This window comes from Pseudomonas sp. MDT1-85, assembly GCF_054898065.1.
In genome coordinates this window covers 163,392-188,050 of sequence record NZ_CM142715.1, presented here as the reverse complement: position 1 = coordinate 188,050, position 24,659 = coordinate 163,392, and the positions used below count along the sequence as shown (strand labels likewise).

The 24,659-nt window shown below is 58.7% G+C and carries 24 protein-coding genes; 9 read left to right on the top strand and 15 right to left on the bottom strand.

The annotated features are described in order from the left end of the window. Positions 1-96 precede the first annotated feature (96 nt). Positions 97-618 carry a DUF3617 domain-containing protein gene (locus tag ACYZT2_RS00900; RefSeq protein WP_461969338.1) on the top strand — a complete coding sequence of 174 codons (522 nt, stop codon included), beginning with the start codon at positions 97-99 and terminating at the stop codon, positions 616-618. Positions 619-696: 78 nt separating this feature from the next. On the opposite strand, the gene ACYZT2_RS00895 is transcribed toward ACYZT2_RS00900, so the two are convergent. From ACYZT2_RS00895 to ACYZT2_RS00860, 8 genes are all read right to left on the bottom strand, one after another. After that, positions 697-1,599 carry a His/Gly/Thr/Pro-type tRNA ligase C-terminal domain-containing protein gene (locus ACYZT2_RS00895; protein ID WP_461969336.1) on the bottom strand — a complete coding sequence of 301 codons (903 nt, stop codon included), beginning with the start codon at positions 1,597-1,599 and terminating at the stop codon, positions 697-699. 34 nt (positions 1,600-1,633) lie between these two features. Then, on the bottom strand, positions 1,634-2,971 hold the full coding sequence (locus tag ACYZT2_RS00890) for a dihydroorotase (RefSeq protein ID WP_461969334.1): 1,338 nt from the start codon (positions 2,969-2,971) through the stop codon (positions 1,634-1,636). 3 nt (positions 2,972-2,974) lie between these two features. Further along, positions 2,975-3,535 carry a gamma carbonic anhydrase family protein gene (locus tag ACYZT2_RS00885; protein ID WP_030132513.1) on the bottom strand — a complete coding sequence of 187 codons (561 nt, stop codon included), beginning with the start codon at positions 3,533-3,535 and terminating at the stop codon, positions 2,975-2,977. Further along, on the bottom strand, positions 3,532-4,407 hold the full coding sequence (locus ACYZT2_RS00880; RefSeq protein ID WP_461969332.1) for a metal ABC transporter substrate-binding protein: 876 nt from the start codon (positions 4,405-4,407) through the stop codon (positions 3,532-3,534). The genes ACYZT2_RS00885 and ACYZT2_RS00880 overlap by 4 nt, the downstream gene beginning before the upstream one ends. An 11-nt stretch (positions 4,408-4,418) precedes the next feature. Then, complete coding sequence (locus ACYZT2_RS00875) at positions 4,419-5,285, bottom strand: metal ABC transporter permease (RefSeq protein ID WP_305447561.1); 867 nt, start codon at positions 5,283-5,285, stop codon at positions 4,419-4,421. After that, positions 5,285-5,953 carry a metal ABC transporter ATP-binding protein gene (locus ACYZT2_RS00870; RefSeq protein WP_461969329.1) on the bottom strand — a complete coding sequence of 223 codons (669 nt, stop codon included), beginning with the start codon at positions 5,951-5,953 and terminating at the stop codon, positions 5,285-5,287. The genes ACYZT2_RS00875 and ACYZT2_RS00870 overlap by 1 nt, the downstream gene beginning before the upstream one ends. Then, a complete protein-coding gene (folE2, locus tag ACYZT2_RS00865; protein ID WP_461969327.1) occupies positions 5,950-6,846 on the bottom strand; it encodes a GTP cyclohydrolase FolE2 in 897 nt (298 codons plus the stop codon). Before folE2 ends, ACYZT2_RS00870 begins: the two co-directional genes overlap by 4 nt. A gap of 163 nt (positions 6,847-7,009) precedes the next feature. Further along, positions 7,010-7,387, bottom strand: a complete 378-nt coding sequence (locus tag ACYZT2_RS00860; protein WP_461969325.1) for a glutamine synthetase — start codon at positions 7,385-7,387, stop codon at positions 7,010-7,012. 123 nt (positions 7,388-7,510) lie between these two features. On the opposite strand from ACYZT2_RS00860, the gene dksA reads away from it, so the two are divergent. From dksA to ACYZT2_RS00845, 3 genes are read left to right on the top strand one after another with little or no spacing between them, the layout of a single operon-like run. Next, a complete protein-coding gene (gene dksA / locus ACYZT2_RS00855; RefSeq protein WP_448094337.1) occupies positions 7,511-7,915 on the top strand; it encodes an RNA polymerase-binding protein DksA in 405 nt (134 codons plus the stop codon). A 28-nt stretch (positions 7,916-7,943) separates the two neighbouring features. After that, positions 7,944-9,152 carry a zinc metallochaperone GTPase ZigA gene (zigA, locus tag ACYZT2_RS00850; protein WP_461969323.1) on the top strand — a complete coding sequence of 403 codons (1,209 nt, stop codon included), beginning with the start codon at positions 7,944-7,946 and terminating at the stop codon, positions 9,150-9,152. Continuing rightward, entirely contained in the window at positions 9,152-9,802 is a 651-nt protein-coding gene (locus tag ACYZT2_RS00845; RefSeq protein ID WP_461969321.1) for a DUF1826 domain-containing protein, read from the top strand. Before zigA ends, ACYZT2_RS00845 begins: the two co-directional genes overlap by 1 nt. A gap of 4 nt (positions 9,803-9,806) precedes the next feature. Here the strand turns inward: ACYZT2_RS00845 and ACYZT2_RS00840 are convergent, their stop codons facing one another. Next, positions 9,807-10,163, bottom strand: a complete 357-nt coding sequence (locus tag ACYZT2_RS00840) for an NADH:ubiquinone oxidoreductase (protein ID WP_461969319.1) — start codon at positions 10,161-10,163, stop codon at positions 9,807-9,809. A gap of 27 nt (positions 10,164-10,190) precedes the next feature. On the opposite strand from ACYZT2_RS00840, the gene ACYZT2_RS00835 reads away from it, so the two are divergent. Then, positions 10,191-11,156, top strand: a complete 966-nt coding sequence (locus ACYZT2_RS00835) for a CobW family GTP-binding protein (protein WP_461969317.1) — start codon at positions 10,191-10,193, stop codon at positions 11,154-11,156. A 72-nt stretch (positions 11,157-11,228) separates the two neighbouring features. On the opposite strand, the gene ACYZT2_RS00830 is transcribed toward ACYZT2_RS00835, so the two are convergent. Further along, positions 11,229-11,642 carry a DUF3301 domain-containing protein gene (locus ACYZT2_RS00830; protein ID WP_095052328.1) on the bottom strand — a complete coding sequence of 138 codons (414 nt, stop codon included), beginning with the start codon at positions 11,640-11,642 and terminating at the stop codon, positions 11,229-11,231. Between the two features lie 120 nt (positions 11,643-11,762). Here ACYZT2_RS00830 and pdxY point away from each other — a divergent pair, with 120 nt between their 5' ends. After that, positions 11,763-12,635 (top strand): pyridoxal kinase PdxY, encoded by an 873-nt coding sequence (gene pdxY, locus ACYZT2_RS00825; protein ID WP_461969314.1) that lies wholly within the window; start codon positions 11,763-11,765, stop codon positions 12,633-12,635. A 115-nt stretch (positions 12,636-12,750) separates the two neighbouring features. On the opposite strand, the gene ACYZT2_RS00820 is transcribed toward pdxY, so the two are convergent. Continuing rightward, on the bottom strand, positions 12,751-13,233 hold the full coding sequence (locus tag ACYZT2_RS00820) for an acyl-CoA thioesterase (protein WP_007896533.1): 483 nt from the start codon (positions 13,231-13,233) through the stop codon (positions 12,751-12,753). Positions 13,234-13,430: 197 nt separating this feature from the next. Here ACYZT2_RS00820 and ACYZT2_RS00815 point away from each other — a divergent pair, with 197 nt between their 5' ends. After that, positions 13,431-15,188 carry a cation:proton antiporter gene (locus tag ACYZT2_RS00815; RefSeq protein WP_461969312.1) on the top strand — a complete coding sequence of 586 codons (1,758 nt, stop codon included), beginning with the start codon at positions 13,431-13,433 and terminating at the stop codon, positions 15,186-15,188. Positions 15,189-15,206: 18 nt separating this feature from the next. Here ACYZT2_RS00815 and ACYZT2_RS00810 read toward each other — a convergent pair whose 3' ends face one another. The 3 genes from ACYZT2_RS00810 to uvrD all read right to left on the bottom strand — a co-directional run bounded on the left by ACYZT2_RS00810 (position 15,207) and on the right by uvrD (position 19,125). Then, positions 15,207-15,614 (bottom strand): SMI1/KNR4 family protein, encoded by a 408-nt coding sequence (locus tag ACYZT2_RS00810; protein WP_008007803.1) that lies wholly within the window; start codon positions 15,612-15,614, stop codon positions 15,207-15,209. A gap of 136 nt (positions 15,615-15,750) precedes the next feature. Further along, positions 15,751-16,626, bottom strand: coding sequence for a Tim44 domain-containing protein (locus ACYZT2_RS00805; RefSeq protein ID WP_461969310.1), 876 nt, complete (start codon positions 16,624-16,626; stop codon positions 15,751-15,753). Between the two features lie 315 nt (positions 16,627-16,941). After that, the gene (uvrD, locus tag ACYZT2_RS00800; RefSeq protein WP_461969308.1) at positions 16,942-19,125 is read right to left on the bottom strand and encodes a DNA helicase II; all 2,184 of its coding nucleotides are present in this window, start codon (positions 19,123-19,125) and stop codon (positions 16,942-16,944) included. 258 nt (positions 19,126-19,383) lie between these two features. On the opposite strand from uvrD, the gene ACYZT2_RS00795 reads away from it, so the two are divergent. Continuing rightward, a complete protein-coding gene (locus ACYZT2_RS00795; RefSeq protein ID WP_461969306.1) occupies positions 19,384-22,275 on the top strand; it encodes an EAL domain-containing protein in 2,892 nt (963 codons plus the stop codon). A 335-nt stretch (positions 22,276-22,610) separates the two neighbouring features. On the opposite strand, the gene ACYZT2_RS00790 is transcribed toward ACYZT2_RS00795, so the two are convergent. Further along, positions 22,611-22,994, bottom strand: coding sequence for a DUF6531 domain-containing protein (locus tag ACYZT2_RS00790; RefSeq protein WP_461973301.1), 384 nt, complete (start codon positions 22,992-22,994; stop codon positions 22,611-22,613). Between the two features lie 609 nt (positions 22,995-23,603). On the opposite strand from ACYZT2_RS00790, the gene hexR reads away from it, so the two are divergent. Beyond that, complete coding sequence (gene hexR, locus ACYZT2_RS00785) at positions 23,604-24,470, top strand: transcriptional regulator HexR (protein WP_038980535.1); 867 nt, start codon at positions 23,604-23,606, stop codon at positions 24,468-24,470. Positions 24,471-24,659 lie beyond the last annotated feature (189 nt).

The following is a 24,659-nucleotide window of genomic DNA, read 5'->3' as shown; positions in this document are numbered from 1 at the left end:
AGACCATGTTCCGGGCAGAATGTCGCTATTTAATTGGCCCATGAACCGAAGCCCGTGGCTGACGTCTAACGGCCACTAATGATCAGGAGTTACTCGATGAACGTTCGTCTGCTGGGTTTGGCCATTGCGTTTGGTTTGACACTTCCTGTGGCTGCTCAGGCGCAGATGTTGCAGCCGGGCTTGTGGGAAATGACTTCAAGCAACATGAAGGTCGATGACCAGAACCTGCCCGATCTGCAACTGATCCTCGGCCAGATACAGAGCCAGATGACCCCTGAACAGCGTGCGCAGCTGGAGAAGCAGGGCATCACCATGGGCGGCAAAGGGATTCGGGCGTGCCTGACGCCTGAGCAGGTGAAGACCGACAACATTCCACTGACGGACCCACAATCGGGCTGCAAGCAGGAAATCACCGAGCGTACCGGTAACCAGTGGAAATTCCGTTTCAGCTGTCCGAAAGCGCAAGGTGCGGGTGTTGCCACATTCCTCAGTGATCGTGAGTTCACCACCAAGGTCAACGGCACCTTCAACGCTACCGGCATTCAGCAGAAGGGTAGCCTCGATACTCGCGCTGTGTGGTTGGGCCAGGATTGCGGGACTGTTAAACCCAGAGCTTAAAAGCTTCGCGGGCAAGCCTCGCTCCCACAGGGAATACATTTCCTTTGTGGGAGCGGGCTTGCCCGCGATGGCGTCCGCTCAGGCACCTCCAGTCTTGGACGGATTCAACAACTCACACACCGCCTCAATCCCTTTCTCCCCGAAGTCCTCTCCGCTGCCGCTGCGCATGCTGACAAATCCACCGTGCTTTTCCTTCTCTCCCACCACCAACAGATACGGCACTTTCTGGCTGTGCTGGCGAATCTTGTGGCTGATTTTCTCGTTACGCAGATCCGAGTTGGCCCTCAGTTCGCGGCGGCGCAGTGCCTGGGTCACCGAGTGCGCATAAGCGCTCTGACGTTCATCAATGTTCACGACCATCACCTGCGGCGGCGCTCGCCAGGTGTCCAGCTCCTGTTGGCTGGACCAGCACGTGCCGTAGATCCGTTGCTCAGAGGTGCCGCCAATATGATCCAGCGCGAAGGCCTGCAACACCTTGGTGGTGGGAACATGCGGGCCTGTGGCAAAACTTTCAAAATCCCCCAAGCGATACAGCGATAACCGTTCGGTTGACGTCCCCTGGGGAGCTGTTTCCTGGCGGATCGAATGGTTGGTCGCCGCCAGTGCACGCATGCGCGCTTCAATCAGGGGCAGCTCGGCCAGGGTTAAAGAGCGCTGGAAAGCAAACTCATAAAAGAAACCATCACCCAGTGACGATCCGGCTCGCAACTGTGCATTCGGATGGAGCTGTTTGACGGCCATGGCCAGCATCAGCGTGCAGGAACGGCGAAGGATCTCCAGGCCATCGGGTTCCTGGGGCGTGACGATACTGACCCGGGCATCGCCCTCGATCAGGAATCCACAGTCCACCAACACGCCGTCGACCCGACCGGCCACCGCCGCGTTGGCCAACCCGAGACTGATACTTGCAGCGACTTCATACACAGACAGCGGCTGATCGTACTCACGCAATGAACCATCGGGCAGGGTGATGTGGATCATGATCGGTGTTCTCGAATGTTTTCGATAACGCGCGCTAGCGCATAAACCGTAGGGCTAAACCCTGGCAGCTGTCATTAAGACGTTGGTCGTGCCAGGCAATTTGCCCCGACACGACCGTGGTACTGACGCTGTGGCGAAAACGATGGTGGGTGAAGGGCGTCCAGCCGCATTGCGAGAGGATCGGTTGCCGGGAAACGGCAAGGCCGTCGGGCTCGGGTTTGATCAACACCAGGTCTGCCCAGTAGCCTTCACGCAGGTAGCCGCGGTCGGGGATGGCAAACAGATCGGCGACCCGGTGGCTGGTCTTGGCCACGAGGGTGGTGATCGGCAAAACTTCATCGGCCACCAGTTCCAGCAGCGCGGGCAGGGCGTGTTGCACCAACGGCAAACCGGACGGCGCCTGGCTGTAGGGTCGCTGTTTCTCGGCCCAGGTGTGAGGCGCGTGATCGCTACCGATCACGTCCAGTCGATTGCTCAACAATGCTTTGCGCAAGGCGTCGCGGTCGGCCTGGGTCTTGATCGCCGGGTTGCACTTGATCAGGTTGCCAAGGCTCGGGTAGTCGCGATCGTCGAACAGCAAGTGGTGCAGACAGACCTCGGCGGTGATGCGTTTTTGCGCCAGCGGCTGGTCTTCGAACAGCGCCAGCTCACGGGCAGTGGTCAAGTGTAAAACGTGCAGTCGGGTGCCGTGTTGCCTGGCCAGATCAACGGCCATTGAGGAGGAGCGAAAGCACGCGTCGGCGTTGCGGATCAGCGGGTGAGCGGCGGGCGAAAGGTGCTCGCCGAACAGTTCTCGCAGGTTCGCGGCGTTGGCTTCGATGCTGGGTGTGTGTTCGCAGTGGGCCAACAAAATCGTCGGCACCTCGGCGAAGAGCCGCTCGAGAATTCGTGGATCGTCCACCAGCATGTTGCCGGTGGAGGCGCCCATGAACACTTTGACCCCGGCCACCTCGCAAGGATTGAGCGCGGCAACCGTGTCGAGATTGTCGTTACTCACGCCGAAATGAAAACCGTAATTGGCCACTGAGTCGGTCGCCGCTCGACGCTTCTTGTCGGCCAGCGCGGCGAGGGTCAGGGTGGCCGGGGAAGTGTTGGGCATGTCCATGAAACTGGTGATGCCGCCGGCTACAGCTGCCCTCGATTCGGTATGGAAACTACCTTTGTCCGGCGCTCCGGGATCGCGGAAATGCACCTGGTCATCGATCATGCCCGGCAGCAGCCATTGGCCGTCGGCGTCGATTTCCACGGCAGCCGTTTCACCTTCGATACTGCTGGCGATCTTGACGATACGACCGTGGCTTACCAGCAAATCACCGTCGAACTCACGACCTTCGTTGACCAGCCGGGCATTGCGAATCAGCACGCTGCTCATGGGTCAGAACTCGTTCTGCAGGGCTTTGTAGCCCCGCACCAGATCGACGTTGGTGCGCGCCACGTCTTCGGAAAACTCCGAGGCGCTGACGCTCACCGGTGGGAACTGCGACAGGTCGGTATTGGGGCCGATGCGTGTGGTGGAGGGCACGTAGAAGTCTTCAGGCAAGTCACGACCGTCGACCACCGAGTTGTGCCGCACCACGCAACCGTCGCCCACCGCGCAGTTGAACAGCACGCTGTTGAACCCGATGAACACTCGGTTACCGACGGTGCAGGGGCCATGCACGATGGAGCGGTGGGCGATGGAGCTGAACTCGCCGATGGTCACCGCCGCGCCGGACTTGGAGTGGATCACCACGCCGTCCTGAATGTTCGAATTGGCGCCGATGGTGATTGGCTCCATCTCGCCTGAGTCATCCACTTCATCGGCGCGAATCACCGCGTAAGGACCGACGAACACGTTCTCGCCAATCACCACTTTGCCGCAGATGATGGCGGTTTTATCCACGTACGCGGACTCCGCAATCGACGGCAGATCACCCGAAGGATTCTTGCGGATCATGGCTTGCTCAACGCCTCGTACAAGGTGTTGAGGTTACATTCGAACAACCCGGCGAACGTGCTGGCCGGGCCGGTCGCCGCAAGGGCATCGGAGTACAGCGTGCCGCCGATATGCGCGCCGCTTTCATCGGCGATTTGCTTGAGCAGACGCGCGTCCTTGATGTTTTCCATGAACACCGCTTTGACCTTGGCCTGACGGATCTGCGTGATCAGCGCAGCGACTTCGGCGGCCGAAGGTTCGAGCTCGGTGGACAGCCCTTGTGGCGCCATGAAGTCGATGCCGTAAGCCTGACCGAGATAGCCGAAGGCGTCATGGGATGTCACGATTTTGCGATTACCCGGCGGCAAAGAACCGAGCTTGGCTTTGGCCTCGGCGAGCAAGGCGTAGATCTTTTTCAGGTAGGCCTGGCTGTTGTGTTCGTAGTCGGCTTTGTTCGCAGGGTCGGCGGCGATCAGCGCTTTGGTGATGTTGCTGATGTACAGCTCGGTGTTCGCCAGATTGTGCCAGGCGTGTGGGTCGGGAATGGTTTCGCCATCTTCATCCAGCGAGCGTGGAATGACACCGTGGCTGGCACTGATGACCGCAGCTTTGGTATCGGTGCTGGTCACCAGGCGGTCCAGCCATGGCTCGAAACCTAGCCCGTTCTTGATGATCAGTTTGGCCTTGAGCAATGCCTTGGCATCGTCCGGGGTCGGCTCGTAGGTATGGGCATCGGCGTCCGGGCCGACCATGTTGGTGATTTGAATATGGTCGCCGCCGACCTGATGGGTCATGTCGGCGAGGATGCTGAAGCTGGTGACTACCTGGAGTTTTTCCGTGGCAGACAACGACATCGACAGCATCAAACTGAACAGCACGAGTAAAGCGCGCATCGGGCAACACCTCATTGGGATGTGAGCAAAGGCGGGCGGCGCAGCAAACCGTGCACCGGACCGAACACCACGGACAGCAGATACAAAGCGCCAGCCACCAGCACGATCGCCGGGCCGCTGGGCAGTGAGTAATAAAACGACAGCAACAAGCCGAACCAGACCGAGAGGCAGCCGAGCAGCGCGGCGATGGCGATCAGTACCGGCAAGCGACGACTCCAGAAGCGAGAAGCGGCGGCCGGCAACATCATCAAACCAACCACCATCAGGGCGCCGATGGCCTGGAAACCGATCACCAGATTCAGCACCACCAGGGTCAGAAATACCCCATGAGCCAATGGCCCGAGGCGGCTGACGGTTTGCAGAAAGAGTGGATCGAGGGTGTCCAGCAACAGGGGTTTGTAGATAAGGGCCATGGCGATCAGGCTGAAGCCCGAGACCCAAATCATGCCGGTCAAAGTCGGCCCATCGACCGCGAGCGCCGAGCCAAACAACAGGTGCAACAAGTCCAGACGCTTGCCGGCGATGCCGAGGATCAGCACGCCGCTGGCCAGCGATATTGGGTAGATCGCGGCCAGGCTCGCGTCCTCTCGCAGGCCGGTGCGGCGGGTGATCCACGCGGCCAGTCCGGCCATGCTCAGGCCGGCGCCGAGGCCACCGATGGTCAACGCGGGCAGACTCAACCCGGCAAACCAGAAGCCCAATGCGGCGCCCGGCAAGATGCCGTGAGCCACCGCGTCGCCGATCAGGCTCATGCGCCGCAGGATCAGAAACACCCCAAGCGGAGCGGTGCTGCACGCCAGAACGAGCCCACCAAGCAACGCCCGGCGCATGAATACGAATTCGTGGAACGGTTGCCAAAGCTGAGCGGCAGCGATCATCAAGCCACCTGCGTCTGGGGTTGTTGGCGAATCAGATCGGTACTGAGGCCGAGGGCGCAGCCGCTGCTTTTGATCAATAGGGCTTGTGGGATGTGTTGGCGCACGGCGGCCAGGTCATGACACACAACGACCAGGGTTCGGCCTTCCGCATGCCAAGCGTGGATGTGTTTCCAGAGCAGCGCCTGGCCGAGTTCGTCGAGTGCGGCGTGGGGTTCGTCGAGCAATAACAAGGGAGCTTCGGCGAGACTCAACCGGGCGAGTAGGGCACGCTGCAATTCACCCCCGGAGAGGGCCATCAATGGGCGATGTTCCAGGCCGGTCAGGCACCAGTCTTCCAGCGCAGACTTGAGGCGCTGGCTGCGAATTTCCGGAGTTTGCTTGCTACCCCAGAAGCCGGCGGCCACCAACTCTTGCAGACTGATGGGGAATTGCCGGTCCAGGTGTTGTTGCTGAGGGAGGAACGAAAGGCCGCCTTTGCGTGGAACATCAATGATGACTTTTCCGGTCAGTGGCTTTTGCAGACCGGCGATGACTTTTAGCAGGCTGCTCTTACCCGAACCGTTGGCACCGATGACAGCGGTCAGACTTGCTTTGGGTAACTGGAAGTCCATCGGCGGAGTGAGTGGTTGACCGGGAGCGCCCCAGCGCATGGCTTGGCATTGGATCATGCGGCCTCCCAATTCCAGCGACTTTCAGCGACAGCGTCGTGGGCGTGAAGACTTTCTGCGTGAACGACTCGCACGTGAAAGGCGTTGATGCCCGGGGAACGTTTCAGGGCCAAATTCAAGCGTCGGGCGGCGTCTTCGCAGAACATCAAGTTCTGGCCGTTGGCGAGGGCGAAGGCTTGTTCGTCGGCGCGTTTCACGGCGGTTTGCACCGCGGTGCCCAAGGCTGCTTCCGCATCGTTGATCGCGGCGATCAGCGGCAGGTCATCCAGGTAGTCGTCCAGACGCAGCTGCAATTGCGCATTGCTGCGTTGGCTATGCGGCGTGGCGACGATGCCTTTCGTAGAGCCGAGCCAAGCCAGAACGTCAGCGTGTTGCAATGCCTGATTGGCAAAGTCATCAACGAATTGTTGCTGAATCAACTGCCGCGAAAGCGCTGCTGAGCACGGGCAGGTTGAGGAATAAGGAACGTCGATTTTTAGTTCCACGTGGAACATCGCGTTTTTCAAACTCGCTTCGATGCTCACCGGATAAGTTTTCCAACCGGCTAGTGGACTAATGAGTGCGGGTCTTTTGAGCAATAGTTCGGTGTGAATTTTTAGGTAAGCGTTGTGGGAAAGTCCTTCATGGGTCTCGAGAAAATTCTGCAAGACTCGCCGTAACAACGCCGGTGAAAGGTTTTCCTGCTCAAGCATTTCCAGCGACAAATACAGCCGCGACATATGGATGCCGCGCGCCTCTCCATCGTCGAGGCTAACGCCAGCGTCGACCTTGGCACTCAGTCGCTGGCCATCGAATAAAACAGGAAGAGCAATGCCGCACATGCCCACCCAATCGAGTGGCAGGGCTTGGCGTGAGGCCTGCGCGGCGATATCCGGCAGAGTCAGCGCATTCATGAGCAGGTCCATCGTGGGAGTTGATTTGGCATGTTACATTATAACAGTCAAATCGACGATGCCTTTTTCGTGGGCGGGCTTTCACCATGCACAGCTATTTTCAGAAGAACCCACCGATGAACAGCTACATCGCCTGGCAGCCGGAACAGAAAAAGGCGCAGGCCTAGCAGCCGGTCAGCCGGCTGCACGTGAACTTGCCGCTGCTGCCGCCGGAGCTGGAAAACCGATTGATGGTTGTCCAGCCAACCCGGCGGTTGTAGCCGACCCAGGCTTCGCCATCGGACGCGATGCCTGTGAAGAACGTCAGTTGCCCGTAGCGGCTGTTGGTTTGCGCCCAATAGCGTTTGCCGGCCACTTCGAAGCCGCGCAGATAGATCGTGCTGCCGACGGTGTTAACGCTATAGGCATTGCCGTCGGCATCCACGCAGGCCAGCAGATTGGCGCTGCGAGTGCAGTTGGCCAGGCTCGGGACTTGTCCCCAGGCACCGACCGCCATCAGCAACGAAAGGCTCAATAGCGAGAATTTCAGGGCGTTTCCCATGGCATTTCTCAAGGGGGCAGACGGGCTAAAGCATCGTGCGCTTTGTCGCGAGCAAGAGGGGAGTGGCTTATTTGCATTGTTATACTATAACATGAAATACACCCGCTCTGATGATCCATCGCCATGACTGAACAAGAACTCCTCGCTCAACCCGCCGCCGATTACATGAACGACGCCCAGCAAGGCTTCTTTCGCGACCTGCTACTGGCTCAGCGCAGCGAGCTGCAGGAGCGCATTGCCGGCGAGTTCGACGCGTTGCGCGAGCAGGAACCCCACAGCGATCCCGCCGACATCGGCAGCGCCGAAGAACAGCGCCAGTGGCAACTGCGCCTGCTGGAGAGGGAAAAGAAGCTGCTGGACAAGATCGACGAAGCCCTCGAACACCTGGCTCGCGGCGAGTACGGCTGGTGTCGCGAAACCGGTGAGCCGATCGGCCTCAAGCGCCTGCTGCTGCGGCCCACCGCCACTCTGTGTATTGAAGCCAAAGAACGTGAAGAGCTGCGCGAACGCCATCAACGGGCGATTTGACCGGCCACATCCTGATGAGGAATACCTGATGCCCAATCGTCTCCCCGTGACCGTCCTGTCGGGCTTTCTCGGCGCCGGAAAAAGTACACTTCTTAATTACGTACTACGTAATCGCGAAAATTTGCGGGTCGCGGTGATCGTCAATGACATGAGTGAGATCAATATTGATGGCACTGAAGTTCAGCGCGATGTGAGCCTGAACCGTGCCGAAGAAAAACTCGTGGAAATGAGTAACGGCTGCATCTGCTGCACCTTGCGCGAAGACTTGCTCGAAGAAGTCAGTAAACTCGCCAAGGACGGTCGTTTCGATTACCTGTTGATCGAATCCACGGGGATCTCCGAGCCGCTGCCCGTGGCGGAAACCTTCACGTTTCGCGATGAAGAAGGGCAGAGTCTGGCGGACATCGCGCGGCTCGACACGATGGTCACCGTGGTCGACGGCATGAACTTCCTGCTCGACTATCAGGCCGCCGAAAGCCTCGCTTCTCGTGGGGAAACGTTAGGGGAGGAGGACGAACGCTCGATCACCGACCTGTTGATCGAGCAGATCGAATTCGCCGACGTGATCCTGATCAGCAAGATCGATTTAATCAGCAGTAGCGAGCGCCAAGAGTTGATCGCTATCCTCGAACGGCTCAATTCCCAGGCTGAAATCATTCCGATGGTCATGGGCGAAGTGCCGCTCAAGAAAGTCCTCAACACCGGGCGCTTCGACTTCGAAAAAGCCGCTCAGGCGCCGGGATGGTTGCAGGAGTTGCGCGGTGAGCACGTGCCGGAAACCGAGGAATACGGCATCGCCTCCACGGCTTATCGCGCGCGGCGCCCGTTTCATCCGCAACGCTTCTTCAGCTTCATCGACCGTCCGTGGGTGAACGGCAAATTGTTGCGTTCCAAAGGCTTTTTCTGGTTGGCCAGCAAACACCGGGACGCTGGTAGCTGGTCCCAGGCTGGCGGCTTGATGCGTCACGGTTTTGCCGGACGCTGGTGGCGTTTCGTGCCGAAAAACCAGTGGCCGCAAGACGAAGAGAGCACCGCCGGGATCATGGAAAACTGGACGGCAGCCACCGGTGATTGCCGCCAGGAACTGGTGTTCATCGGCCAGAATATCGACTTCGCGCAACTCGCCGTCGAACTCGATAACTGCCTGCTGACGGATGCTGAAATGGCCTTGGGTGTCGAGGGCTGGCAGTTACTGCCCGATCCGTTCGGTCCTTGGCACGAAGAGGCGGCCGCCTGATGTTGGCGCCTAGTCTGAAGCTGCGACCGGTCATTAGCCAGGTTCAAGGTGATACGCCAAAAGCGCTGACCGGGATTCTGGACGACGGCGTGAACCTCGCCCTCTGGCAACGCCAACTCCCGGCGCACATTGTCGATTTCGGTCGTTTGTTGTTGTCCCTGAACGAGCCGCTAGCCGAGTCGCTGTCCCTGGAAATGCCCAATGATGACGCCGAACCCAATCTCCACGGTTTAGCCTCAGGTTTCAGCGACCTTGAAGGCTACGAAGGCTTTATCGCTGACGTTTCCTGGCTGGTCAGCGCTTTCGCCTGCTTGTTGGGCGCCCGGCGTATCGGCCTGCGCCTGCGGGTTCTGGACACAGCCATGTGCCCGCGTTTCCATGTCGATCATGTGCCGGTGCGGTTGATCACCACCTACGCAGGTATCGGCAGCCAATGGCTGAAAGAAGGGGCGATGGATCGCCGGCAATTAGGCAAACCTGACCCCGAACCGCAGGACGATTCGCTGATCCAGCAAATCACCAGCGGCGAAGTGGCGCTGCTTAAAGGAGAGAAGTGGCACGGCAACGAAGGCTTCGGTTTGATCCACCGCTCGCCGCAGCCGGCGCCGGGCGAGCGTCGTTTGATCCTGACCCTCGACTGGCTGAGCTAGCCGCTCAAGGCTTGAGCCAGGTTCCCTGGCTCTGGGTTTCGCAAAACGGCTTTAAATACGCCGCGTCGGTGGGCACGCCGTAATAGTGAATATCCTGCCGGTAAGGCATATTGGCGACTTGAGCGTTGCTGCACACTCCAAACCCGCCGGTAGGGCATTGGTCGACGTACTGCACCTCGACTTTCTGCCCGGGCAGATTCGGCTGGCAGAATCCGTCGGCGAACAGTTTTTCCGGGATGCTGCGGTTTTGCTGGCAAACCTTCACGTCGAGCCGCTCAGCCGTGCTGTGCACCACGCAGGCCTGAGCCAGCGCTTCGCCCGACGTGAGCGCCAGAAGCAACGAACATCCCATCAACCGCATCCTTTACCTCCTCAGAAAACCTCGACCATGTTGCAGAACATTCCAACCCACGTCATTGCTGGCCCGCTGGGGGCCGGCAAGACCAGCCTGATCAAGCACCTGCTGGCGCAACGGCCCGTTGGTGAGCGCTGGGCGGTGCTGATCAACGAGTTCGGCCAGATCGGTCTGGATGCCGCGCTGTTGACCCAGGACGCCGATGGTATCGCACTGGGGGAAGTGGCCGGGGGCTGTTTGTGTTGCATCAATGGTGCACCGTTTCAGATCGGTCTCGGGCGGTTGCTGCGCAAGGCACGACCGGATCGACTGTTCATCGAGCCCTCCGGGCTGGGGCATCCGGCGCAGTTACTCAGGCAATTGAATGAGGCCCCGTGGCAAGGCGTCCTGGCGGTGCAGCAGTGCGTGTTGGTGCTGGATGCCCAGGCGCTTGCGGCCGGAAAACCGTTGCCTGAGGCGCAACAGCAGGCGTTGGACAGTGCCGGGTTGCTGTTGCTGAACAAGGCAGAAGGCCTCGACGACAGTGATCGCCAACGAATCGCCGCACAGTTGCCGATGCGTCCATTGTACTGGACGCAGCAAGCCGTCTTGCCGTTGAGCGAGTTACCGGGGTTGGGGGCTCAGGCTGTCGCGGGTGTGGATAACTTTGTCGTGCCCAAGGGATTGGCGCAGATGCCAGCCATCTGGACTGACCCCACGCTGCCGATTTGCTTGAGTCAGGCGCAAGAGGGTGGCTGGAGCGTTGGATGGCGGTGGCATCCGAGTCAGATATTCGATGCCGTATTGATCGGGAAATGGCTTGAGCGCCTTGAATGGTGGCGGGCGAAGCTGGTTATCCACAGCGTCAAGGGGTGGGTGTCGGCGAATGCGCTGGATAATTCGTTATTGAATTGGCAGATCAGTGAATGGCGTCGGGATTCGCGTATTGAGTTGATTTTCAGTGAGGCGCAGGCGGTTGAATCGCTGCAAAGAGATCTGGCCGGCTGCCGGTCGGGTTGAAGATCAAAAGATCGCAGCCTTCGGCAGCTCCTACGCGCCTGTGGGCGCTGCCGAAGGCTGCGATCTTTTGATTTATGGACGCCACTTAGTGTGTTCTTGCCGCCACTGGCTCAGTTCAATCACCTCGGCTCTGGGCTTTGCGATATCGACTACCGGCGGTGTGTCATCGAACGGCATCGGGTAAGGCGCGAGCTCGATCTGTGCGCTATGGGCGCCGAACTGGGTGATGGTGCCGGTGTGGCGGGTCTCGCCGGTCACGGTGAATTCGAAGTTATACACACGGGCCAGGCGCCGACGGCCATTGGCGTCTTTAATGAAGGCGATCTTCTTCAAGGCTACGTTGCCGTCCAGCAGCTCGATCCGCAGCTTGGCGCAATGCTGCATAACCCGCTCCAGCGCACGTTCGCGCAAGCCATGGTTGTGCCACAACCACGCGCCACCAGTGGCGAGCAGCATCAGCACGAGGATATTTCCGAGGGTCAGCATCAACAGGGTGCTCCAACAAGATAGTGCCAGCTTAACTGCGTCGCCGGTCTGTCGTACAGGCTGCGTTTAGTCGCATACTGCGCGGCTTGAATTTCAATCGTTTGACGGAAAACTCACCGCATGAAACGTACGCCCCATGTGCTCGCCATCCAGTCCCACGTGGTGTTCGGCCACGCCGGCAACAGCGCCGCGGTTTTCCCGATGCAGCGGGTCGGGGTGAACGTGTGGCCGCTCAATACCGTGCAATTCTCCAACCACACGCAATATGGCCAGTGGGCCGGAGAAGTGCTGGCCCCGCATCAGATTCCGGAACTGGTGGAAGGAATCGCCGCGATTGGAGAGTTGGGTAATTGCGATGCCGTATTGTCTGGCTACCTCGGTAGCGCGGCCCAGGGCCGGGCGATTCTCGCGGGCGTGGAACGAATCAAATCGATCAATCCCAAAGCACTGTACCTCTGCGACCCGGTAATGGGCCATCCGGAGAAGGGCTGTACCGTTCCAGCCGAAGTCAGCGATTTTCTGTTGGAAGAGGCGGCAGCGGTGGCCGACTTCATGTGCCCGAACCAGTTGGAGCTCAACAGCTTCTCGGGGCGCAAGGCGCAGTCTTTGTTCGATTGCCTGGCCATGGCGCGGGCGCTGCTGGCGCGCGGTCCGAAGGCGGTGCTGGTCAAGCATCTGGACTATCCCGGCAAACTGGCGGATGGCTTTGAGATGTTACTGGTGACCGCTGAAGGCAGCTGGCACCTGCGTCGGCCGCTGCTGGCGTTTCCGCGTCAGCCAGTGGGCGTTGGCGATCTGACTGCCGGGTTGTTCCTGGCGCGTGTGCTGCAGGGTGACAATCTGGTGAGTGCCTTCGAATTCACTGCGGCGGCGGTGCATGAAGTGATGCTGGAAACCCAGGCCTGCGCCAGCTATGAGCTGGAACTGGTGCGAGCGCAGGACCGGATCGCCCATCCTCGGGTGCGGTTCGAGGCGACAGCGATCAGTCTTTAAAAGCTTCGCGGGCAAGCCTCGCTCCTACAGGTTCCGGTTGATCACACATTATGTGTACGACCCGAACCTGTAGGAGCGAGGCTTGCCCGCGAAAGCGATCTAAAAATCGAACGCGTCAGGCGTCGCCCTTGATGTCCTGATAACGCTTTTCCAGCTCCTGACGAATCTGCCGACGCTGCTGGGCCTGCATGTACCGACGCTTGTCTTCACTGTTCTGCGGTTGCAGCGGTGGGACTGCGGCTGGTTTGCGCTGGTCATCCACCGCGACCATGGTGAAGAAACAGCTGTTGGTGTGACGCACCGAGCGCTCGCGGATGTTCTCGGTCACGACTTTGATGCCCACCTCCATCGAGGTGTTGCCGGTGTAGTTGACCGACGCCAGAAAGGTCACCAGTTCGCCGACGTGAATCGGCTCGCGGAAAATCACCTGATCCACCGACAGGGTCACCACATAGCGGCCGGCATAGCGGCTGGCGCAGGCGTAGGCCACTTCATCGAGGTATTTGAGCAGGGTGCCACCGTGGACATTGCCAGAGAAGTTGGCCATGTCGGGGGTCATCAATACCGTCATCGACAGCTGGGCGTTTCCGGGTTCCATAACGTACTCACGGGTTCAAGGCAGGATTCGGGGTTACACCTCTGTGGGTGCTTGGCTTTTCAAACCAACAGTTATCGGGACGTCGAGCGGGGGGCCGCCGTCACGCCGGAATCTATCTGTTTCCATATATTGCACTCTCTTCCCGCCGGAAGTCGCGATGTTACCCTTCAAAAGCCCACCCCAAGGAGCCACCCACCATGCACGCCATCAGTTTCATTCAGGATCTGGCAGTGATCATGTTGATCGCGGGTGTGGTGACCGTGCTCTTTCATCGTCTCAAACAGCCGGTGGTGCTCGGCTACATCGTCGCCGGTTTCATCATCGGCCCGCACACGCCGCCGTTCAGCCTGATCCACGATGAAGCAACCATCAAAACCCTCGCCGAGCTCGGGGTGATTTTCCTGATGTTCTGCCTGGGCCTGGAGTTCAGCCTGCGCAAGCTGTTCAAGGTCGGTGCGACGGCGTTCATCGCGGCCTTCCTGGAAATCGTCCTGATGATCTGGATCGGCTATGAAATCGGCCGCTGGTTCGACTGGAATACCATGGACTCGCTGTTCCTCGGCGCGATCCTGGCAATTTCCTCGACCACCATCATCGTCAAGGCGCTCAACGACCTGAAGATAAAGAACGAGCGGTTTGCGCAGCTGATCTTCGGCGTGCTGATCGTCGAGGACATCCTAGGCATTGGCATCATCGCGTTGCTGTCGAGCATCGCGGTCAGCGGCACGGTCAGCTCTGGCGAAGTGTTTTCCACGGTCGGCAAGCTATCACTTTTCATGATTGTCGCACTGGTTATAGGCATTCTGCTGGTGCCCCGACTGCTGGCCTACGTGGCGAAATTCGACAGCAACGAGATGCTGCTGATCACCGTGCTGGGCCTGTGTTTCGGCTTCTGCCTGCTGGTGGTCAAACTTGAATACAGCATGGTCCTCGGCGCGTTCCTGATTGGCGCGATCATGGCTGAGTCGCGGCAATTGCTGAAAATCGAGCAGTTGATCGAGCCGGTTCGCGACCTGTTCAGTGCCATTTTCTTCGTCGCTATCGGCCTGATGCTCGACCCGATGATCCTGCTGCAATACGCCTGGCCGATCGCCGTGATCACCATGGCTGTGGTGCTGGGAAAGATGTTGTCCTGTGGCCTCGGTGCCTTTATCGCCGGCAATGACGGACGCACCTCACTGCGCGTGGGGATGGGGCTTTCACAGATTGGCGAATTCTCCTTCATCATCGCGGCGCTGGGTATGACGCTGCAGGTCACCAGCAACTTTCTCTATCCGGTGGCGGTGGCCGTCTCGGTGATCACCACGCTGTTGACGCCGTATCTGATTCGCGCGGCTGATCCGCTGTCGATCAAGCTTGCTGCAGTGATGCCGCAGCGTCTGGGGCGTGTGCTGGGGATGTATGGCGAATGGCTGCGGAGTATTCAGCCTCAGGGCGAGGGCGCACTGTTGGCGTCGATGATTCGGCGGATTCTGTTGCAGGTAGGGGTGAATCTGGCGTTGGTGATTGCGATCTTTTTCTCGGGCGCGTTCTTCGCCGAGCGCATGTCCGTTTACCTGCAAGCCTGGATCAGCGACTCGAGCGGGCAGAAAGCGTTGATTTTGGGCGGGGCGTTGCTGTTGTCACTGCCGTTCCTGATCGCCGCTTATCGCAAGCTCAAGGCGCTGTCGATGCTGCTGGCAGAGATGGGCGTGAAGCCGGAAATGGCCGGCCGCCACACACAGCGAGTGCGTCGGGTGATCGCCGAAGTGATCCCGATCCTCTCGCTGTTGGTGATTTTCCTGCTGCTGGCAGCCTTGTCGGCCAGTAGTCTGCCGACCAACAAGTTGCTGGTGCTGATCGTCGTGGTCGCGGCCGCGGCGCTGCTCTGGCGCTGGTTCATCCGCGTGCATACGCGGATGCAGGTGGCCTTGCTGGAAACGCTGGACAATCACAAGGATGCGGCCGGGCATTGATTACAGCAGGCAGACGGCTCAGCTTTCCAGCCAGACGTCCCGCGCCCAGTGCCATACCGATTCCCAGGTTTCTTCGGCGATCAGCTCTTCTTCAGCCAGCCACAGCACCACGGTGCCGTCTTCTTCTACCAGGTAGTAATTGTCACCGTCCTGGCAGATCGGAATCATGCTGCGATCGACGCCAGCGTCCCAGGCGTTGGCGGCAACGTCCGGCAGGTAGGTGTGGGACTGCGGATCGGTGACGGTCACTGGTTCCAGGCTGCCGTAGACCACATCGCTGACAGTCAGCAAAAATTCTCTGAAGACGAACGGGATATCGATGAACAGTTGTTCTTCGATTTCCACAATCTGATCTTCGTCAGGCAATTCCAAGGGGACCGGTACCGGTTCGTTGGCTTCACGCAGTTGTTCGATGATTTCTTCCACGTCCGGGATCCTCTTGCTTGATGGCGCGGTTTAGTTGGGGCGGTTTATACAGTAGCTCGCTATAGATGCAACCGCGAAATAGAAAACCCCGGCCGAGGCCGGGGTTTTATTACAACAGGTGAACCGCGGGAAGTGATCAGCCGTTCTGGCGGATACCGGCCACCAGCCAAGGCTGGTTTTCGCCCTGTGGACGTTCCATGTTCCAGCTTTCGCTGAACACTTCGCCCTGGTCGAAACGCGAGGACTTCGACACGCCGCTGAAGGTCAGGGTGGCGATGGTCTTGTCCGCACGGTCATCGACGCCGTCCAGTTGTACCTGGAGGTTATCGATGTAGGTCGACTGGAAGCCGTCGCCCAGGTCGGCACGTTCGCGCTTGAGGAACTCCAGCAGTTGCGGAGTCACGAACTCGGCGATCTTGTCCATTTCGTTGGCGTCCCAGTGTTGCTGCAGGGACTGGAAGTGGTTGCGGGCCGCTTCAATGAAGTTGTTTTCATTGAACCAGGCTGGCGCGTTGATCACCGGACGAGCGGCAACCGGTGCAGCCGAACCGCCGAAGATCGAACCCATGGCTGTTGGTTTCTGTTCGAACACTTCTCGCTGCATCGGCGCGCCGGCTGGAGCCATGTGCTCCTGCTGCTTGCGACGACGAGCGGCGATGAAGCGGAAGACCAGGAAGGCGATGACCGCCATGATCAGGATGTCGAAGATTTGCATGCCCTGGAAGCCGTCGCCCATGAACATGGAGGCCAGCAGGCCACCGGCAGCGATACCGGCCAGAGGGCCGAGCCAGCGCGAAGCACCGCTAGCCTTGGTAGCGGCGCCAGCAGCACCGGCCGCGCCCGCAGTGGCAGCAGCGCCGCCTGCAGCAGAAGAAGGAGCCATTTGGCTGGTCTGGTGAGTCGGCGCAGCGCCGGAGCTCTTGCCGCCACCAAAGCGCTTGGCGGCATTGGCGTCGAGGCTCATCGTCAGGCCAATGCACAACGCCATGGCGATGCTAAGAAAACGTTTCATATAGGGAATTCCCATTTGTGGAAGGCACGCGCGCCATGTTGCACAGCTGAAGTGTTGCTGGCTAGCGGCAGAGTGTTTCGGGCTTTTGCCTGACAGGTTGTGTTCAGCTTCAGTCAGCGCAATAAGGCCTGTTAACTTTGGTCTGTAGGAGGAGTGGATAAGTTCTGTAGGAAGGGTGTCCGGTCGGATAAACCTTGTGGGAGCGAGCCGGCTCCGGGCGGCGTTCCGACGAAGGCAGCACCGCGGTTTGTCAGAAACACCGCATTATCGTTCTTCGCGAGCAGGCTCGCTCCCACATTGAATCACTGGCGGGCTTTAGATCGCTTCCAGCTTCGCGTATCCAAGCATCAGCCACTTGCTGCCTTCACCGAAGTTCACCTGCACCCGAGCCTGAGCACCGGCACCTTCGAAATTCAGGATCACGCCATCACCAAACACCGAATGCCGTACCGCTTGGCCGAGGCTGAACCCGGTGTCCGGGATCTCGCTGCCGCCAAACAGGCTGCTGGAGCTCTGCTGCTGGCCACCGCCGAACGGACGGCTGACGCTGTTGGACAGGCGCACTTCCTGGATCAGGCCTTTCGGCACTTCACGTACGAAACGCGACACCTTGTTGTAGGTCTCGCTGCCGTACAGGCGTCGGGTTTCTGCATAGGTCAGCACCAGATTCTGCATCGCCCGGGTGATACCGACGTAGGCCAGACGGCGTTCCTCTTCAAGACGGCCGGGCTCTTCCAGGCTCATCTTGTGCGGAAACAGGCCTTCTTCCATGCCCACCAGGAACACGTAAGGGAATTCCAGGCCCTTGGCGCTGTGCAGGGTCATCAACTGAATGCTGTCTTCGTGCTCGTCGGCCTGGGTGTCTCCGGCCTCCAGCGAGGCGTGACCGAGGAACGCCGCCAATGGCGACTGCTCTTCATCCTCTTCCGGGTTTTCGAAGTTACGCGCAGCGCTAACCAGTTCCTCAAGGTTTTCCACCCGGGCCTGGCCTTTCTCGCCTTTTTCCGCCTGGTGGTAGGCAATCAGTCCCGACTGCTCGATCACCGTTTGGGTCATCAAGTGCAACGGCATTTCCAGGCACTTGGCAGCGAGGTCTTCGATCAGCTCGATAAACGCGCCAAGAGCACCGGCAGCGCGACCGGTCAGACCCTTGTTGGCCACCAGCTGACGCATGGCTTCCCACATTGATACATCGCTGTGGCGCGCATGATCGCGGATCGCTTCGACGGTTTTTTCGCCGATGCCACGGGCCGGAACGTTAATCACCCGCTCCAGCGCCGCATCGTTGCCACGGCCTTCCAGCAAACGCAGATACGCCATGGCGTTCTTGATTTCTGCCCGTTCGAAGAAGCGCTGGCCGCCATAAATGCGGTATGGAATGCGCTCACGCAGCAAAGCTTCTTCCAAAACGCGCGATTGGGCGTTGGAGCGATACAAAATCGCGATATCGCTACGAGCCAAGCCGGTTTTCAGCGCGCTTTCGATGGTTTCAACCACGTAGCGTGCTTCGTCATGCTCGTTGAAGGCGGCGTACAGATTGATCGCTTCGCCTTCGCCGCCATCGGTCCACAACTCTTTGCCCATGCGCCCGGTATTGTTGGCGATCAGGGCGTTGGCGGCTTTGAGGATCCCGGCTGTGGAGCGGTAGTTTTGCTCCAGACGAATGATCTGGGCATCCGGAAAGTCGTCGGAATACTGATAAATGTTCTCGATTTTCGCGCCACGCCAGCCGTAGATCGACTGATCGTCGTCGCCGACCACCATCAGGCTGTCGCCGCCCTTGGCCAGCAGTCGCAACCAGGCGTACTGCACGGCGTTGGTGTCCTGGAATTCGTCTACCAAAATGTGCCGGAAGCGCTTCTGATAGTGCGCCAGCAGGCCCGGATGATCGCGCCACAGATCGAGGGCGCGCAGCAGCAATTCGGAGAAGTCGATCACGCCAGCGCGCAGGCACGCAGCCTCATAGGCTTCATAAATGCTGCGCATGGTTGCCAGAAACAGATCGCCGCTGGCTTGAATGTGTTGCGGACGCAGACCTTCGTCTTTCTGCCCGTTGATGAACCACTGGGCCTGCCGGACCGGCCAGCGTTGCTCGTCCAGGCCCAGCTCGCGGATCACCCGCTTGACCAGTCGTTGCTGGTCGTCGCTGTCGAGAATCTGGAAAGTCTGGCTCAGGCCGGCTTCCTGCCAGTGCGCCCGCAGCAAGCGGTGCGCCAGGCCGTGGAAGGTGCCCACCCACATGCCGGCCGGGCTGATACCCATCAGCTGCTCGATGCGATGACGCATCTCGGCAGCGGCCTTATTGGTGAAGGTCACCGACAGGATGGAGTGGGGCGAGGCGTTTTCGACCTGGATCAACCAGGCGATACGGTGCACCAGCACTCGGGTTTTACCGGAACCAGCACCGGCCAGGACCAACTGACGACCCACGCGGGCAGCTACGGCCTGGCGTTGGGCATCGTTGAGGGAGTTCAGCAGAAGGGAGAGATCATCGCGCATCGGGGCATTCTAGGGTGCGCCGTCACACCGGGCAAACCGAGCTTTGCATTAGCCGATGAAAGAAGCACGGATGACGACCGGTCGGTCACCGGCTGCAAGCGTTGGCGGGGCTCGTCTGGCCGCTTTTGTACTGGGGCAGGCGACTCAAACTTTCGTCTGTTTTATGACCTTGGACTGTTTGGTCCGGGCATTTGCTTGTGTATGCTCCGTCCACAATTCGGGCTCGCATGCTCACTAATAAGAACAAGAACATTGCCTATGACCCTCAGCTCCGACCTGTCGGGCCCCTCTGTGGAGCCCCGGGTTATCCGCAAACAGTACGCCATGGAAATGGCGGTCGAACGCACGCGCCTGCTGTACCAGGGCTCGCTGTTGCCTACGCTGTTCATGCTGATCAACGGTCTGGTGTGCGCCGGGTTGCTCTGGAGCCCGCAGCGTTACTTCGTGGTCAGCGTCTGGCTGATCTGGTTGTTGTCGCTGGTGGCATTGCGAGTGATTCAGGTCGCTGCCTTCGATTCGGCGATTCCCCACCGTCAGGCCCATCCGGTCTGGCGTCGTATGTTCATGCTTGGCTCTGCCATGACTGGCCTGACTCTGGCCGGTGCCGGCATCGCGTTGGTGCCCGCGGACAATTTCATGCAACAAGCCTGGGTGTTCGGCCTGATCGGCGCCGCGGCACTCTCGGCCAGCGTTGCTTATGCCGTCAGCCTGCCGGCGTTTCTGTCCTTTACCTTGCCCTGTCTGTTGCCGGCCATCGGCTATCTGTTCTGGGGCGGGGATGAACAGGAACAGGGCTGGGGCTGGTTTGGGCTGATTTTGCTGGGTTCGTTGAGCGTGGTCGCCTGGCAGGTCAATCGGCTGATCAACCAGGGATTGCTGCGGCGCTTTCAAAATCAGGCCCTGATCGAGCACTTGCAGCAGGCGCAAAGTCGCAGCGACCAACTCAACCACGAACTGGCCAAGGAAATCGACCAGCGGCGCCGTGCCGAAGACGAATTGCGCGAAACTCAGGTCGACCTCGAAAATCGAGTCGCCCAACGCAGTCTGGAGCTGGACGCCGCCAACCAGGCTTTGAGCAAGAGCGAAGCGCGGCTGGCGCTGGCGTTGAAGGCGAGCGAACTCGGGTTGTGGGACTGGAACCTGCAGACAGACGAAGTCCATCACACCCAACTGCAAGAGCTGTTCGGCCTGGAGCCGGAATACGTGACAGCGATGCTCCGCCACCTCAAGCCCAGGCTGCACCCCGACGACTTGCCATCGCTGAAGCGGGCGCTGGTCGAGCATCTGAAAGGCCGCAGCGAGGATTACCAGATCGAGTATCGGGTACGGCATGGCGATGGCCATTGGGTCTGGATCGAGGATCGTGGTCGAGCGGTTGAGCGCGCCGAGAATGGCCGGGTGATCCGCATGGTCGGCACCCGCCGCGATATCAGCGCCAGCAAGGGCCTGGAAGAACAGCGCCAACTGGCGGCGACGGTGTTTGAGGCCGCCAGCGAAGGCATTGTAATTCTGGACCCGAATTACGCGCTGATTGCCGTCAATCAGGCATTCAGTCGGGTTACCGGCTATGACATCGATGACATGCTCGGACGCAACGTGGTCGAGTTGCCCTGCAGCCGTGATGCCCGCCGGCATTACGCGGCGATTCGTCAGGCGTTGGAGCAAGAAGGTAGCTGGCAAGGCGAGCTGGTAGAAACGCGCAAGAACGGTGAGTTGTATCCACAATGGCTGCAACTGAATGCTGTACGCGATGCGCGGGGCAATGTCAGTCATATTGTCGGCTTCTTCGCCGATCTGTCCGCTCGGCGTGAATCCGAAGAACGTATGCGCTACCTCGCTCATTACGATGAACTTACGGGGTTGGCCAATCGTTCATTGTTCCACGAACGGCTGCGTGAGGCTCATCAGCGGTTGCGCCAGGGCGGTCGGCGAAATCTGGCATTGCTGCACATCAATCTGGATCGCTTCAAACTGCTCAACGACAGCCTCGGTCACGAAATCGCCGATCAGCTGTTACAGAAAATGGCCCGAAGACTGGTCAATGCATTACCGGAAGCAGAAACCATCGCTCGCTTGTCCGGCGATGAATTTGCGGTGCTGTTCGATGCTTACGGCAACTTGTCGAGCCTGGCCCGTGTGGCGACCCGCTTGTCGACCAAGCTGCGATTGCCGATCACCGTCGAGGGCCATGAATTGGTGGTGAGCGTGTCGATGGGCATCAGCCTGATGCCGGACACCGCACGGGAGCTTTCCGCGCTGGTCAGCCAGTCGAACATGGCCATGCAGCATGCCAAACATTTGGGTGGCAACAACTTCCAGTTTTACACCGACAGCCTGCAAGCCAGCACGCTCGAGCGTTTGCAGCTCGAGAACCAATTGCGCAAAGCCATCGAAGAAAAGCAGCTGAACGTGTTTTATCAACCGAAACTCTGCCTCGTCACCGGCCGGCTGAATGCCGCCGAAGCGTTGGTACGCTGGAGTCACCCGACCCTGGGCCAGGTACCGCCGGGGAGCTTCATCGGTCTGGCCGAGGAAACCGGGCTGATCGGCGCTATCGGCGAGTTCGTTTTGCGCCAGGCCTGCTGGCAAGCGTGTGAGTGGCAGCGTCAGGGCCTGGAGCCGATTCGGGTGTCGGTCAACCTGTCGGTGCATCAACTGCGTCAGGGAAAACTGGTTAGCCTGGTGCGTCAGGTGCTGGAGGAAACCGGCCTGGCGCCGCACTACCTGGAACTTGAACTCACTGAAAGCCAGTTGCTGGACAGCGTCGAGCACATCATTGCGACCTTCCAGCAGTTGCGTGATCTGGGGGTGAAGCTGGCCATCGACGATTTCGGCACCGGCTATTCGTCTCTGAGCTACCTCAAGCGCATCCCCGTGGACTACGTGAAAATCGATCAGGCATTTATCCGTGGCCTGGGGGAGAGCAGCGAGGATGCGGCGATCACCCGGGCGATCATCGCCATGGCGCATGGCTTGTCGTTGAAAGTGGTGGCAGAAGGCGTCGAGCGGCCGGAGCAGCTGGAGTTTCTGAAAGCCGAGCGTTGCGATGAGGTGCAGGGTTATCTGATCAGCCGTCCAGCGGAAGCAGATGGGCTGGCGGGCCTGCTTCGGGCGCAAGGTAAAGCTGAGGACGGGTTGCAAAACCCGTAAAGAATTCCCCATCAGACAGAGATGGTCTGATGGGAAATCCTGCAGTGCTCGACCGATAATCGTCACCCTAACCCACTGTTGCCACTAAATTAATACATTTGCTTTATTCATCGTCCTAATCCGGAACATAGATGAAAAAACCTTCCTTCCAATGATCTTTTCCCAACTGATACTCTTGAATAAAAAAGCCTTCTGTAGTTTCGAGAAAGCCTGCTTTTTGACTTGTTCTTTTTACCGCGTTTTCAGCCGACTCCCTAAGACGTATACACCGATGAATTTTATATCTTCCAGTCCGTCAGGTAGCTCATGTGCATGTGTAACTATGTAAACGACATCTATACCGCTATCTCCATCGTTGTTGGACTCTCGACTGAGTGGTTACTCTTGGCGTGAATTAACGTAACCGAATCAGATTCAAATCGGAGTCTCGCCGAGTAGGAGTGGCTCCAGATACCATCAGCGCTGCTGTAGTATTTTGAGAGCTTTAATTTATGGGTGTTCGGGGATTTCGCTAGGGCGGGAAGGTCTTGCTCTGACTGTATTTTGTAACCTGTTACAAAGTTGATTGGGTTTCCAGCGGTATTTAAAGGGCATGTCGTATCAATACTTTGAGTCTCGCATTGCCTAGTAAGTTTGTTGAATATTTTATCGTTTGTGCATGAGTTACCATATCTGTGTATCGATATATATAAGTTGTCCTCGGGGTCTGAGCCATACATAAGGTTGCAGGTCCATTGGTTCTCACTGGATGTCGCACTGGCAGAATCGTATTCATAATATTCATACTCGGTGTTTTCATGAAGAAAGCGGCAGGCCAACTCAGGAGATGCGTGTTGTTTCTGAGGTTCTGGCCAATCATAAGCTTCGGGTTGAATATGCCAATAAAATTCCTCTGCTGATGTGTCGAGAATTATGGTGAGGCATAAGAATAACGACGAATATGAAAAAAATCGTTTGGGTTGCATTGAAAATCCTTCTGGCGTTTATGGTCTTTAATCTCCTTAATGATCGCGTGGTGGACTGCTGTTAAAACGATACATATAGATTGTGTTTGTAAGTTGATGTGTTTGTAATGTGCGAATTATTTAGCGAACCAGTCGCTTGCGGAGGGGGCGATGTGGTCGAAGAAGCTTCTGGAGATCAAGGATTAGGGTTTTTTGCCCTCTTCGTCACAGCCTCCGCAATGGCTACATAGAACGCTCCCCGCCAAAACCGGGGGCAACAAGACAATTCAGTTACGCATTGAGCAGGCAAAAAGCCGATTCATGTAGTATAACTACAAGCGTGCTACATCCCCGGCACCTGCCAATAACAAAGAGTCCGCCCCTTTGAATCTGCTGCAACACATCGCCCAGTCACGCCACCTGTTACGCAAGTCGGAGCTCAAGGTCGCCGACCATGTGCTGCTTGACCCTGCGGCGGTGATGCACAGCTCCATGGCCGACCTGGCCCACAACGTGGGCATCAGCGAGCCGACCATCGTGCGGTTTTGCCGCGCCATCGGTTGCTCCGGGTTTCAGGATTTGAAGCTGAAACTGGCGCAAAGCCTGGCGGCTGGCGCGAGCTTCGGGCAGTTCGCGATCCATGAAGACGATTCGGTCGCCGACTACAGCCTGAAAATCTTCGACACCACCCTGCACACCCTGATGGAGGTTCGCGAGAAACTCGATCCGGTGGAGTTGCAGAGGGCGGTGTCGCTCATGTCTCAGGCCCAACGTGTCGAGTTCTATGGATTCGGTGCTTCGGGCGCAGTGGCGGCGGATGCCCAGCACAAGTTCTTCCGTTTACTGCTGACTGCGGCGGCGTATTCCGACCCGCACATGCAGGCGATGTCGGCGGTTACCCTGAAGCCTAGCGACGTGGCGATCTGCATTTCCCAGTCGGGGCGTTCCAAGGATCTGTTGATCACTGCCAACCTGGTGCGCGAGAGCGGCGCTTCGTTGATCACGTTGTGCCCGAGCCAGACACCGTTGGCCGAGCTGTCGACTGTCAACCTGGCGATCGACGTGCATGAAGACACCGAAATCTATACGCCGCTGACGTCGCGCATTGCGCACCTGGTGGTGATCGATGTGTTGGCGATGGGCGTGGCCATGGCCCGCGGTCCGAGCCTGGTCAATCACCTGAAAAGCGTCAAACGCAGCCTTCGCAGCTTGCGGTTGTCGCCCAAGTCAGTGAAAGCGCTGGATGATTGATGCTTCTGCAAGGTCGTTCCGACCTTAATCGCGAGCAGGCTCGCTCCCACTTTGATCATCGGTGCTGCACGAATTGTGTATGCACCACGGAACCTGTGGGAGCGAGCCTGCTCGCGATGGCGTTTTCGAATACGGCAATTTTCATCTCCCTGTAACCCTCCCGCCGCCAAACCGTCATCCCTCGCACCT